This window comes from Paenibacillus sp. FSL W8-0194 (assembly GCF_037969745.1).
In the GTDB taxonomy this organism is placed as follows: Bacteria; Bacillota; Bacilli; order Paenibacillales; family Paenibacillaceae; genus Paenibacillus_AQ; species Paenibacillus_AQ cookii.
The window spans coordinates 4756303-4768941 of the sequence record NZ_CP150205.1; the positions used below are offsets into that span (position 1 = coordinate 4756303).

Here is a 12639-nt window from a genome sequence, read left to right on the forward strand (position 1 = left end):
GCCAAATACAGCAATGTCGCGACTGCTCCGCTGATCAGGGCAATAACGTTCTACTTCCCGGCGGTAATGTGGATATATCCGGAAATGACCAGCGGATTCACGAGCGAATCCTCTACCATATGTAAAAAAACGCGAGGCCAAATCGATTGGGTCACAGAAATCATTGATTCCTTATGCAAATATCATTCCGCTTGGAAAAAATAAGGGGGCAGAAAAACTTGTTAAGTTCACTGGCTTCATGATGATTTGGATCAAAAAGGAGGTTTACGGAGCCGATTGCGACACAGAGAGGTTTGGGCGCCCGCCCCCTAATAAAGCATGATTCCTTCGATCTCAGCGCTTTTGGCTTTGTTTCACCCAGTTCGGGATATGGTCGGCAAAATAAGTCGATATTTTCTGGGCTTCCGCCAGAACCCATCGAATGCCTTCCTCGTCCAAAAACCAGTTTTGCCGGCTGATCCGGCGATCATCCTGAAGAACTTGAAAGGCAACGCTCGGCGGAAAAACCGTCTGATAGGTCATAAGCGCTCTTCTCGAAAAATAAGACTTGCACACAAGAATGGCACGTTTCACTTCGATATGCTGCTCCTGCAGAACCCTCCAGGAATTTCTGGCGTTATCGAATGTATGTCTGGCCTGATCTTCTTTCAAAATTCGGGACTCGGGAACGCCCAGCGACAGGCCGATTTCCTTAAAATGTTCCCACTCCGTTGTTCCAAGCTTTCGGTTGTATCCGCCCGACGGCAAAATATAAGGCGCCATCCCGGCATGGAACAATCTCGCAGCCATGCTCATCGGTTCCGTGTGGCTCCCCCCGGGAACAAGGATGACATCCGCCGGAAGGATTTGTTTCTCTTCTTCGACAAAAACCAGATCCGTCAGACAATCAAAAGGATATTTCATATCCGTCACCTCCTGCCGTTTCCTTCGGATATTCTATCAATCTAGCTGCAACAGATTTCCAATATAGCATATGTAAGGAGCGTCCGAAGGTTCCATCACAGGAATCTATCATTTTTTATACTTAACGATACGTCGTTTCGTATACCCCTGCTTCTCCAAGAAAATCGCTGCGGGTTAGGTCTTTTTCGCCAAGCAACAGCCGGTAGCTCGTAATCGTTCCATCGTGGGAAATCATGATCAACCGTTTGGTCTGGCCAAGGCACCAATCCAGCAATTGTTTTGCACAGGTTTCAAAATCGCCTTGATCCATCCGATTGATTCCTTCGGTTCGCCACTCCATGCCTGACTCCAACATTTCGATCTGCGGATAACGTTGGATCACCTCTTCTTTGGGGTATATTTCATCGCAACCAAATGCCGGCAAATCGGGATGTTGCGGAAACATGCGGGGACCAACGAGCGGTGTCGCATACAGCTTGCTGTCTTCGCATAATATTTGGGCGGTTTCGATCGTCCGCTTGGTCGGACTAACCAAAACCAGATCCTCTGGATGTACCGGCATCCGCTTCCGCAACTCCCGTACTTGCGATAGACCTCGACCGGTTAACCCCGGATGCTGCATATTCAATTGATGGGGATAGTTAACGAGATGTTCTCCATGACCATGACGAATAAAAATAATCTCCACGGAATCACTCCTCAAAGAGTCTCTGTCGGCTGTATGAAAATAACTCCATTTCAAATGCGGATCATCTTCGCTTGCTCCATCATTCCGCTTTCCCGTTAAAAACGCGATCAATCGCTTCGCGGTCGTGCTCCAATATCCATCCGTTGTATTTCTTGTAAACTTCCCTCAATGTATCAGGTGTTACGGATATAACGTCACACCCTCGATCATCGTAAATATGGAAGATCGTCCCTTGAGTTAGATTGATAAAAAACACCCTATGCTTCATCTTGGGCCTCAAAGCCATGTCCTGGTTACAAATCGCTTGGATGAGCGGCATGTATTTAATCTCCCCCGTTTTGCAGGCAAGCCAATATCGATGAATATACCATGGGGGATCGATGCTTGCATCGTCGCTTTCATCCGAATCGTCCGGGATCATTTCCATTCGGATATGCCGCAATATCTTTTTGTTTTTAATATATCGTTGGTACAGATTCAATTTATGGGCCTGGCCTTTTGAAACCTTCGTAAAAAATGCATCGGCTACGAGAACGATATCATCTTCGGGATGATGGAGTGCCTTAAACAGCTCCGCCGCTCGAACATATACCCGTTCCAAATAATGCTCTCCATCAATGCCAAATAACTCCGGGTCTCCCAATTCGAATCGGATGGCCGTTTTCCAGCCATAAAATAAAGGCGGTTCAAGCGACAACCCCGGGAATTTTGCGTTCAAATAATCCGTAATGTTCATGTATAAAGTCTCCGTTTTAAAACTGTTCACTTCTTTATTCAAGCCCTGAACTTTTTCCACATCCGCTCAAAAAAACTTTCCCCTTGGATCACCCAATACCGCTCACGTTCAGGCACCAGCGCATAAAAATCCCGATATTCCCCCGTCCATCCGTCGGGTACGTAATGTTCAAAGGACATGGGCTCCGGAAAAAGGGAATACAGCACTTTGTCATCGAAATTCACGTAGATCGTAGGCATAAACTCAAGCACGTCGTCGTAACTCTCAAACGCTTCTTCAAGCTCGATCAGCATGCGGGTCAGGTCGCTTGTTGCCGCCTTATATTCCGCAATGTTCTTGAAAAACGCCGCCGCCGTCGTTTCATCCAACACTTCAATGCCAAACCGGTCCTCCATTTCGACATTCAGGAACCAATACTCCCTTTCGGTAACGTACCAGCTCCATTGGTTTTGAAAAACGACGCCGGCGATCAAGATTTTTGCATACTCGGGTAAAAGCTTCATGTTGTTCTCCGTACTCCCTTCCAGTCGACTGTCCATCCTGTCCCATGACACAGACTATGCCAAAATAAACTTCAGTACCTCGTCGGTATATTGATCCGGCTCTTCGATTCGCGGAAAATGACCGCTGTTTTCAAAGATGACGATTTTCCCGTTCGGGGTTACATCCCGGAATACACGGGTTTGTTCTTCGCAGCAGATCGGATCGTATTTGCCCGACAATAGAAGCGAAGGCTGCCGAACCTGGGCTAGCAAAGGCAGCAGACTTTCAAAGAACTTCCCTTCTTCCTGCAGCCGACCGCCATGCGTACGACTCCTGCCCCACTGTTCTTCCGTTAGCTCGATATTTTCGAATATGGTATTGTAGCCGTTTGGATCTATCCCATAAAAGTAAACCAAATCCCGCTTGTTTCCCAACAGGCTCCCGATATGGATCCAAGCTTCCCAAAGCTCTTTCGGCGAAAAGGAACCGTCGATGTATTGGACGCACTTTTGGGCCTGGTCCGCCTGATTTTCCTGTTCGAATAATGGCAGGGCGCGTCGGAATAATGATTTCATCGAAAGCGTCGGGTCAAACATGGGAGCTTCGTAGATGACCTTATGTATCGAATCCGGATGCTGGCTTGCATACATCAGCGCGACATAACCGCCAAAAGAATGCCCCAAAACCGACCAACGTTCGATCCCTAATATTTGCCGGATTTCTTCGCAATCCTCGATGATGTCTTGAATGCCGAATGCATCCTCCTCAAGGATTGGATCGGACCGCAGCACCCCTCGCTGATCAATGGCGATTACCCGGATCGATGAAGACAACGCCTGTGCCTGGTGAAACGTAAAATCGATACAGCTAGCGCCGGGGCCTCCGTGCAAATAGAGCAATGCTTCCTCATGCTCCTGCCCAAGTTGCTCCATATAAATCCTAGTTCCGCGAATATGCATTAGTTGGGTCAAAAGTTTTATCCTCCGTTAGGCTGAATAAGCCGCATTATTTTAGACGAAGCTCAACAAAAAATGTATCGATTTCCCTCAAAACTTGTTCAAGCATCTTCAATGTTTTCATTGGATCCTGCGTCTCTAATCCGTGATCGGCCCCGTCAACGACAAGCATTCTGGCGCTTGCGATTTGATTTCGTTCTTTTTCGGTAAATACCGGATCCTCGCTTCCCGTCACAACCAAACTATTATTTTCGCGAATATAAGGAATGGTCCGGCTGATCGGGGTCAGGAACACATGTTTTACATCCATCCCCAGTTTCTCTGCCAGCAAGCCGGCGACAACCGTCCCTAGACTTTTGCTCAAAAAGACGATCCGTTGATAGGTCGAAAAATCGATTGTTTGAAAAGCTTCTGCCAAATCGGAAACGATGCTCCCGATCAGTTCATCGCTGAATTCAGGCTTCAGGCGCGCGCTTTGGTAGCCGTATTCAAGCGATAAAACATCGAATCCGTATTGAAAAGCCAGTTTTCTCGGGTAATGAAAAAGCGGCAGTTCGGTGCCGTATTGGGCACCCGGAAATTCGACGACGAGCGTGGTGGATGCCTCATTTTCGAATTTTTTAAATCTCGCCTGAGCATTCCATGAAGTAGGGAACGTTAACTCCTGAATTTTCATGCTGTTCATCCTTTCGATTGGTATTTGCGAGACTCGAGCCTCTTAAGCCGACGTCTGTGATTTTGTGCTAAAGCGCTGTATGAATTTCTTTATATCTTCCCTATACGTTTCTTTGAAAGCATCACCCGTAAATTCGCCGATGACCTTTCGCCAAAAGGATATGGCAGGCGTATTCTTTTCCATTTGAGCTACGGCCCAGTCGGCCTTAAATAATGCAAACGCCTTTTGGGCGGCGGCAGACCCAACCCCGGTCCTTCTGTATTTCGGCAACACCATAAAATCATAAATGACATGCGTCGGATCCGGATCCGTATCCAAATTTTCAAATAAAACGACCGCAAAACCGGCGATTTTTCCCGACAGCATAATAAAATACGGGTTCCACCTATGATCGCCTTCCCAAAAATAATCGATATTGGCATCAAATCTGCCATCTTCATTCAAATCTTCTTCAGTATATGGGCTGAACTCATAATGATAAAATTGATACAAATTCGATAAAAGATCTTTCTCGGCATAACGTACCGGGCGAAGTTCCACTTCCATGGGTTCCTCCTTAGGGGGATATGATGTTTTTTAAAAAGGAAGCTCCTTGCTCCGATATTCGATCCCCAGCTCCTCGTACCAAGCATTCAAACCCGTCCATAGATTTTCGCAGAGCCGGTACACATGCTCTTTATCCATGAGCTTTCCCTCCATGACGCGGGTGACCAGTTCCGCATATCCGGCAGGTTTGGACGCCATATTCAAAGATTCCTCAAACGTTTTTGCTCTCGTGCTGTAAAATTGCCGATTGGCCAGCCCGATCAGCTTCGCGGTTTGCCAAGTCAGATCTTTGGCTCCCATCGGAAGATACCCCCAGTTCCCTGACGTAAAATTGTTTCGGATCTTGCCCATCGTTTCGTAAGGCTCCCAGATCATAAATTCCCTCATGACCGATCTTATGGCTTCCTGGGGGACCTGCATCGGGATTCGGGATAACTCTTCGAAAAAACGTCCGGGATCGTAAACCGGCAAAACGTTTATGTACACGCCTGCTTTGATTGGCCAGGAATCGTCCACTTCCGCTGCCTGCCTTATCATCTCGCTTTTTTGTTTAGGACTGATTTCGATTTTGAATCTATCGTAAATGAATTCGTGACCTTGGATCTGTACCCCATCTGCGGAAACCACATGCAGCTCGATATCCGAGAACGGACCTTCTTTTCCTAAAGCGGTAGAGCCATATATTCCGATTGCCAAAATATCGTCCCCATGCAGCTCCAGCAATCGGTTTTTAATCTCGTCGACCATTTGCAGCTTTTCTTCCCGGGAAGCCGGAAAAGGAAATAGCAGACATTTAAGGTAAGCCTCTTCCGCCAGATCAAGCACTTTTATCCGGTGGCTGTCCCCTTCTAATCGCCTCACCATTTGCCGTGCCGTCTCAAAATTCATAATCACTCTGCCCGTCGTTTCAAAGCCGTCCGGTACGGCGGTGTAGTCCTTTACCTTAGCGGCTACAAAAACCGTGTACGTGTCCGTATTCTCCCAATACCAGGCTGCAATGGGGATTCGGACCGCGTCCAAAATGACGCCTGCTTCTTCAATCGCTTCCCGATTCAAGGCTTCATGGATGCCTTCATGTTGCTCCAGCCTTCCGCCGATGGTGGTCAGGACCTTTTCGTTTTGATCCCATACCATCACCACCATGCCGTCATCGGTAATGGGAACGCTGTGAATGCCGGCTATTTTTTTATCGACGGGATATTCGCTGATTGGTATTAACATAGGTTCACCTTCTTGTTCTTTATTTATAGAGGGATGCCTGAGCCATCCCACCGCTCCTTTGTCGACCCGACCCATAAATCCCCCGTGCTGATAAAATGCGACTTCTCCATCTTGCCGGCGATCATGTATTCCTTGGTTTCAACCGCTTTTTCCCGTGCCTCCCCGATCTCTTCTTCCGTTTCCAGATCGCTTTCCCATACGTAATATCCGTTGACGCGTCTTTCCCATGCAAAAAGGTCGAAGGCAGGATGCTTAACCCGGTAAGGAAAAGGCTTCGGCTCCGGGTTCGGCATAAAAAGCTGCTCATAATAATCGATTTCCGAACGGACGGCCGCTACGACCTGCGAATCCATAAATTGGGGATCCCCCACCCAAATTTTCAAATAATACGGCTTCTTCAGCTCGATGAGTTTCTTTTCCCATTCCAGATATATTCCTATAAGCTGCTCCAGAACCTGCTTTCTGAATTTATAAGGGGGATTTTTTTTGCCGACCTCGTTTTCGCTGATTTGATGCAGGTTATAAAAGGGGCTGATCCATAGTTTCACGTATTCTTTTTGGTGTTTGCACAAGCCTTCTACATCCAACTCTTGATGATACGCTCCCCAATCCGGGAGTTTTCTCGCCCTTCTGCTCATTCCTCTCGTCTTCTTGCGGATGGAGGTGAATTTATGCTCCATTGATGTCTCCTTGTAAAACAAATGAAATTCCATGATTTTGCGTTTAACTAAGCTTCTAGTAGCACCGGCCTAATCAGACGGAATAATTGATGCGAATCGACCTTTTCGTAATTCCACAGCATAATCACCCTTAAATCATTTGCAGGATCATGCCAAATTTCGGAGCGGAATCCCGGCGTGCCGCCGCCGATCAAACGAATATCAGGTCTCAAAAACCAACCGTACCCGTAACTCAAATTCGGATCAAATGACGTAGTATAATACGGCGTAAGCATCTTATCCATCGTCTCTTGCTTGAGCAGCTCCCCGCTGAACAAAGCCTGGCACCATCGGTCCAAATCGCGAACGGTTGAATAAAGCTCTCCCGGCGCATCAACATCGCTTAACTTATCATTGTCTGCATTGGTTATTTTTTCGCTCTCCAAAGCATGTCCGTATGCACGTCCCGGGTTGATGTTTCGCGGGTTATCCGCTCCGGTAGATTCCATATGTAAAGGCGAAAAGAACCATGAGTCCAAAACTTCCTCATATGCCATCCCCGTCAATGCTTCCAAAATGTATCCGAGCATAATGAAACCGGTGCTGCTGTACGCCCATCGCTCACCCGGTTTGAATTGCTGCTCCAGCTGGATGAAATAGTCGATAAAATCCCGCTTCTCCGCCTTCCATCGGCTCATTTCCAAACGCAAGTCGGGCACCGCGTAAATGTCCTGCAGCCCGGAGGAATGACTCAGCAAGTGATGGATCGTGATGTCCGGATGAAGGCCCTTAAACTTCTCAACGTATGCTCCCGGATGCTGATCCAAATCAATCCGCCCTTGTTCGTACAGCTTAAGTGCCGCGGCGGCAATAAACATTTTCGTGACGGAAGCAATGTGGAATTTGGTGTCGATCCCGTTCGGGACGTTTAGCTGCATACTGGCATGGCCATAGGATTTGCTGAACACTTCTTTGCCTTCTTTGGAAATGAATACGTTGCCGGATAACAGATGTTCCCGCTGGTAATTTTCGATGATTTCCTCGATGCGTTCGAACAAGTGATCACCTCTTTCGAATTGGTTCGTATTTCCTCGATGAGTTTCGTTTGGTTTGCTTCGATCCTATCTTTCAACATGGCTCGCAATATTTTTTCATCAAAATACCAACAATCGGCTGTTCGTTGTAGTCGACCATTTCTTTGAGGCCATAAGGGATAAAGCCGTTTTTATGGTAAAATTTGAGCGCCGCCGTATTCGGGTTGTGACAAATCAGGTGCAGTTCAGGCAAACGCAGCTCGTCCCTGACGGTCGTAAGCATCGTATCCAGCAAAAACTTCCCGGCTCCCCGTCCCCGGTAACCCGGGTTGATGATCACGTTCCCAAGCCAGCAGCGGCTGTCCGCCTCCACATCATACAAATTGCAATAGCCTGCAATCTCTTCCCCGCTCAAAATGACGGTCCGATGCACCCTTTCCTTCGCGACCTCTTCCAAATGTACCGGATCAAGCGGAAACGTTCCCCGCGGAAACATATAAAACTGTTCGTCTTGGTTTTGAGGAAAAGAGGCGATGATTTTAAAATCTTCTTTCTGGACTCTGCGTGAAGTAAACATGGCTCGCGATTCTCCTTTCCATGGCGTAGTTTTAATGCCTTTTGCTGCATTGATGTTATTCTAGTTCAATGTTTTCATAATGTTCAACCGTTGGAAACGGATCGTAAAAATGATGAAGCAGCCTTTTCCACTCCAAATATTCTCGCGACTGTCTGAAGCCGACCGTGTGGTCTTCAAGCGTTTCCCATCTGACCAGCAATATATATTTATTGTTTTCTTCGAGGCATTTTTGGAGTTCATGGCCGATATACCCCTTCATGCCGGAGATTATTTTGGATGCCTGGCGAAAACTGTCTTCGAACTCTTGCTCCTTGCCTTGGATGACGTTAAGCATCGCGACTTCTAAAATCATTTTGGGTACACGCTCCTTGAAGGATACTCTTTTGGCTCTCTCACAGCTTTATTCCGCTTGTATTATTCGATATAAACTCTTGTGCCGGTTGAGACCCTAGTTTTGACTCGATGTAGTTGCCCGCCGTGTACTCGGAAATGACTCGTTTCCAAAAATGGCGGGATGTTTCGTTAGTTTCGATTTGAGCAACAATCCACGGGCCAAAAAAGGAATCGAAGACCTGATACGCAGCGCTGCGTCCAATTCCGCGCTTTTGATATTTTTTCAAAACGAAAAATTCCGACATCAGCCATTTATAATCTTCGTTCCCGCTGTAATCAAACTTTCGAACCAACATAAATCCCGCCAGTTTTGCATCCCCAAAAATAAAAAAAGGATATCTGTCTTTCTCGGTCCAATAATGATCTAAATAACGATAACCAAAGATGCCGTGTTCATTCATTTCGATCTGATCCGTATATATGCTCAGCTCGTATAAGTAAAATTCGAGTAAACGTCTCAATATTTCCTTTTCATGATAACCTATCGGTTTTATCTCAACGTTCATATTCACGACATCACCCTTTTTCTTTGAATTACACGGCCGTTCCGCCCGGCATTGACTTACTCATAAACCTTTCCCATATACAGAATTTGGGTGCATCTTTTCCATGGAGGCATTTCCTCCCTTGTCAGATGAATTCCATGGATATCCTGATTTTACCTTTATTTCATAGAAGTTTGTATCCTAATAAAAAAGCCGCGGATTCCGCGGGCCAAGAAATAAACGATGCATCCATTTTGTTTCGCTTTCGGTTGGTTTTAAAAAAAAGCCGGCTACTCGGGAACTTCAATATACCCGGAGACCCTCTCTTTTAATATCTCGATCAACTCTTCGTCCATAAACTCAAAATCATCCGGAATGTTCAGGCAAATCAACCGCTTGCCCGAGCATTCGCTAGAAAATCTATCCCTTAGCCTTCGAACATGCTTTTTCTCCATGGCAAAAATGATATCGGCCCATCCCACATGACCGGCGGTTACTTTAATTCTTGCTCCTTCTTCCGTTCCGGCCGAACGAACTTCATATCCGTTAAAACCATGGAAAATCTTCTCGGCGGTTAAACTCCGCCATTTGTTGCGACTGCAAATAAATAGTAGTTTAATGTGTGTCACCTGTTCCCATCAAGGGGCAAGCCCTTTATTTTAATCATTAGCCTTCGGGTCTCTTTTCCCAGGGCGTCAAAGTGCCTACAACCGTTCTTTTGGCGCCGCTTTTGATGCAGTTGATGACTCCGTTTGATATTTCTTCGTGCGTAAGCCAGCGGGATGCCTCATCTTCAATGACGAAACCAAGCTTAACCTGATGAACGGTACGATTTGGTATGTCGCCGATTTCTTTCGCGATTTCATCGAGGTTCGAACGGCTGCCTGTAACGTGATACAAGCTCCACTCCCGGCCCGAAGCCGATTTGATTTCGTCACTGATGGTGTGGATGATTTTCGGGTAATTCCCGCGAATCCAGGCAACGACAATGTTATAGGCGCCATGGGCAGCAATAGAGCGGCGGATCTCGCCGGTTAACGATTCTTCGTCATTATAATCCATCAGAAGGGGAATGATGTTTGGACTGGCCTGGGTCAGCTTCTCCATCTTGGAACGGCTTCGGCCAATGACAGATACCGTATACCCTTGATCAGCCAGCCATAAAGAAGCTCCAGCAAGCATTCCCGAACCGCCTACGACTAATGCATGTTTCACTTTAGCTCCTCCTTTTTACGGTAAAATACGGCCCGCACATCGATTCGTTCGTATGTATGAACGGCGGCTTAAAATGTTTATCAGATACGTCCATGTCCTGCTCGGAATCAAAATCGGCGGATATCCCCTTCGTAAAGATAGTCACTCTATGTTAATGATATTATAATGATTAAAAAACAAGTAAACTACATCATCTTTTTAAGACGAGGTATGAATATATGGAGATTGTAACTTTTTTGGATCACAATACTTTTAAAACAAAAGCTGACCATTTGTTTATGGAGCAAAGATCAATCATAAAGGCTGTGTTACCCAATGCAGATGTACAACACGTAGGAAGTACGGCAATTCCCAACAGTTTAACGAAAGGGGATTTAGACATTCAGGTTCGCATTGAGCCCCCCGAATTTGAACATGCAGTTGAAGCATTGTCAAAGTTGTATGCGCCTAACGAGGGAAGTACACACACCGAATCGTTTAGAGCATTTAAAGATGATACAACGATTCCGCCTTTAGGAGTTCAATTAACCGTCGTTCACTCCGAGTTCGATTTTTTTTGGAAATTCAGAGATGTGCTGTTAAGCAATGATCGGTACAGACAGAAATACGATGAGTTAAAGAAAAAATACGAAGGCAAAGACATGGAGCTTTATCGTCAGGCCAAAAATGATTTCTTCGAATGGCTAATGGAAACACCTGAATTTACCAGGTTATAAGAGCTTCTCGTGCCAATGTAATTTCGCCGAAATATGCCGTTATGATTTAGGCTTTTGCTGGTTTATTTCCCTCTGCTTTCCTCATAGACGCGAAGCCATTCCTTCCCGGAAGCCCACTGGGCATCCGGAGCTTGATCCTTTAACATGTCCTCGCATGCTTTGGCGATGATCCATTCTCTCAGGCCGTTGTCCGGGCTTTCTTTTAATTCATGTAGCAAATAATCTACCCCTGGGTTCCCCGTATCTAGTATTTCGCCGTATCGTTCCGGGTTTGCGTGAATATAGTCGGCAGGATTGCTTGAAGCTTGAATCTTGCCGTTAGAAATGATCGCATCCAAATTTCGATCAATGATCGAAAGAGCTTGCTGCTTCGATGAATTTAGACTGCAGGCAGTAACCAAAGCGAATATAAAAAGGGAAAGCAAAATGCGTTTCACGATGCCTCGCCTCCATTTTCCAAAGTCCTTGCGCCATTACTTCGAATGCGGCTTCACACTCCTAGCCTTCAAATATGCCTCGATGATTTCTTCTTCCGCTCCCCTGGTTGTTTTTAAAGAATACCATACCCCTTCTTCAGGATACTGGTACACTTTATCCCTTTTGCTCCCAAATACCGTATATTTATCATTCCCGATAAGCATCTGGTTTTCGTCCATTCCTTCAAAGCCGACCGATCCAGTTGAAAGCAACAATTCAATGCCGTTTGCAAAATACACCGTACATGTGGGAGCCGTAAAATGATCGTCGTAGGCCATAATTTTTTGTACTTCCCATTCAGGAATGTTAGGGGATTTGCCGATCTTTAAAATACCCGGTATTTCAGTTACACTGATCCATATTCTGGATACGTCCTCATTGACCGTCCGGTGCAGAATGAAGCCCACCATCGCAATCAGCAGCAATACCGTTGCCACAGAACTTAAAATTATTTTTTTCATCGCTCTCTTAGTCCCAATCCATAAAGGCCTGAACGGTTAACTTCTCTTTCCGGCAATCCGGGCAATGCAGCGCGGCATCCTCAGGGATATATTCTATAGGTTTTGGCGGCATGGGCGCCGAGCAGCGCGGGCAGGCATACCGATTGGTGTAAGAATCGGCGGCCGACTCCATATGCAAATAGATTGCATTTAAAAGGTAACCGCAGGACTGGCATACATACAAACCGTCAAAGCAATCATAGGTCGATTCCTCTTCATGTTGAATAAACTCTGCGATTCGTTTTTTGCCCTCTTCTTCCTCGTACCATTCCTGAATCATGCTCAAACTGCAGTATCTAAATCCGATGCCTAAAAATACCTCTTGCTTATAGGAGCACCGCCCGCAGTTTAATTTGTATGCTTCACCCATGAAC

Annotated in this window: 19 protein-coding genes; 1 reads left to right on the forward strand and 18 read right to left on the reverse strand. The window is 46.2% G+C overall.

Annotated elements, in window-relative coordinates:
* Window positions 1-333 precede the first annotated feature (333 nt).
* The 15 genes from MKY58_RS21655 to MKY58_RS21725 form a co-directional block, all read right to left on the reverse strand.
* Window positions 334-903, reverse strand: coding sequence for a YdcF family protein (locus MKY58_RS21655; protein ID WP_339322053.1), 570 nt, complete (start codon window positions 901-903; stop codon window positions 334-336).
* 121 nt (window positions 904-1024) lie between these two features.
* The gene (locus MKY58_RS21660; protein ID WP_339322054.1) at window positions 1025-1591 is read right to left on the reverse strand and encodes a histidine phosphatase family protein; all 567 of its coding nucleotides are present in this window, start codon (window positions 1589-1591) and stop codon (window positions 1025-1027) included.
* 79 nt (window positions 1592-1670) lie between these two features.
* Window positions 1671-2327 (reverse strand): DUF3885 domain-containing protein, encoded by a 657-nt coding sequence (locus MKY58_RS21665; RefSeq protein ID WP_339322055.1) that lies wholly within the window; start codon window positions 2325-2327, stop codon window positions 1671-1673.
* 38 nt (window positions 2328-2365) lie between these two features.
* Window positions 2366-2830 carry a hypothetical protein gene (locus MKY58_RS21670; protein WP_339322056.1) on the reverse strand — a complete coding sequence of 155 codons (465 nt, stop codon included), beginning with the start codon at window positions 2828-2830 and terminating at the stop codon, window positions 2366-2368.
* Window positions 2831-2884: 54 nt separating this feature from the next.
* A complete protein-coding gene (locus MKY58_RS21675) occupies window positions 2885-3781 on the reverse strand; it encodes an alpha/beta hydrolase (RefSeq protein ID WP_339322057.1) in 897 nt (298 codons plus the stop codon).
* Window positions 3782-3815: 34 nt separating this feature from the next.
* Window positions 3816-4442 (reverse strand): hypothetical protein, encoded by a 627-nt coding sequence (locus MKY58_RS21680; RefSeq protein WP_339322058.1) that lies wholly within the window; start codon window positions 4440-4442, stop codon window positions 3816-3818.
* Window positions 4443-4484: 42 nt separating this feature from the next.
* Window positions 4485-4988: a GNAT family N-acetyltransferase gene (locus MKY58_RS21685; protein ID WP_339322059.1), complete on the reverse strand. Its 504-nt coding sequence runs from the start codon at window positions 4986-4988 to the stop codon at window positions 4485-4487.
* A 30-nt stretch (window positions 4989-5018) separates the two neighbouring features.
* Window positions 5019-6209: a kanamycin nucleotidyltransferase C-terminal domain-containing protein gene (locus tag MKY58_RS21690; RefSeq protein ID WP_339322060.1), complete on the reverse strand. Its 1191-nt coding sequence runs from the start codon at window positions 6207-6209 to the stop codon at window positions 5019-5021.
* Between the two features lie 23 nt (window positions 6210-6232).
* Window positions 6233-6889, reverse strand: coding sequence for a hypothetical protein (locus MKY58_RS21695; protein ID WP_339322061.1), 657 nt, complete (start codon window positions 6887-6889; stop codon window positions 6233-6235).
* 47 nt (window positions 6890-6936) lie between these two features.
* Window positions 6937-7926, reverse strand: a complete 990-nt coding sequence (locus tag MKY58_RS21700) for a serine hydrolase domain-containing protein (protein WP_339322062.1) — start codon at window positions 7924-7926, stop codon at window positions 6937-6939.
* 70 nt (window positions 7927-7996) lie between these two features.
* Entirely contained in the window at window positions 7997-8479 is a 483-nt protein-coding gene (locus MKY58_RS21705) for a GNAT family N-acetyltransferase (protein ID WP_339322063.1), read from the reverse strand.
* 55 nt (window positions 8480-8534) lie between these two features.
* Window positions 8535-8831, reverse strand: a complete 297-nt coding sequence (locus MKY58_RS21710; protein ID WP_339322064.1) for an antibiotic biosynthesis monooxygenase — start codon at window positions 8829-8831, stop codon at window positions 8535-8537.
* Window positions 8832-8871: 40 nt separating this feature from the next.
* Window positions 8872-9378, reverse strand: coding sequence for a GNAT family N-acetyltransferase (locus MKY58_RS21715; protein WP_339322065.1), 507 nt, complete (start codon window positions 9376-9378; stop codon window positions 8872-8874).
* Between the two features lie 269 nt (window positions 9379-9647).
* On the reverse strand, window positions 9648-9977 hold the full coding sequence (locus MKY58_RS21720; protein ID WP_339325223.1) for a protein tyrosine phosphatase: 330 nt from the start codon (window positions 9975-9977) through the stop codon (window positions 9648-9650).
* Between the two features lie 46 nt (window positions 9978-10023).
* On the reverse strand, window positions 10024-10572 hold the full coding sequence (locus MKY58_RS21725) for a short-chain dehydrogenase (RefSeq protein ID WP_339322066.1): 549 nt from the start codon (window positions 10570-10572) through the stop codon (window positions 10024-10026).
* A 218-nt stretch (window positions 10573-10790) separates the two neighbouring features.
* Here MKY58_RS21725 and MKY58_RS21730 point away from each other — a divergent pair, with 218 nt between their 5' ends.
* On the forward strand, window positions 10791-11288 hold the full coding sequence (locus MKY58_RS21730) for a GrpB family protein (protein WP_339322067.1): 498 nt from the start codon (window positions 10791-10793) through the stop codon (window positions 11286-11288).
* A 62-nt stretch (window positions 11289-11350) separates the two neighbouring features.
* Here MKY58_RS21730 and MKY58_RS21735 read toward each other — a convergent pair whose 3' ends face one another.
* Genes MKY58_RS21735 through MKY58_RS21745 form a run of 3 tightly spaced genes read right to left on the reverse strand, consistent with a single transcriptional unit; the run spans window position 11351 to window position 12635 of the window.
* Window positions 11351-11725 carry a hypothetical protein gene (locus MKY58_RS21735; protein WP_339322068.1) on the reverse strand — a complete coding sequence of 125 codons (375 nt, stop codon included), beginning with the start codon at window positions 11723-11725 and terminating at the stop codon, window positions 11351-11353.
* A 36-nt stretch (window positions 11726-11761) separates the two neighbouring features.
* Window positions 11762-12226 carry a hypothetical protein gene (locus MKY58_RS21740; RefSeq protein ID WP_339322069.1) on the reverse strand — a complete coding sequence of 155 codons (465 nt, stop codon included), beginning with the start codon at window positions 12224-12226 and terminating at the stop codon, window positions 11762-11764.
* Window positions 12227-12233: 7 nt separating this feature from the next.
* Window positions 12234-12635, reverse strand: a complete 402-nt coding sequence (locus MKY58_RS21745) for a hypothetical protein (RefSeq protein WP_339322070.1) — start codon at window positions 12633-12635, stop codon at window positions 12234-12236.
* Window positions 12636-12639: the final 4 nt, after the last annotated feature.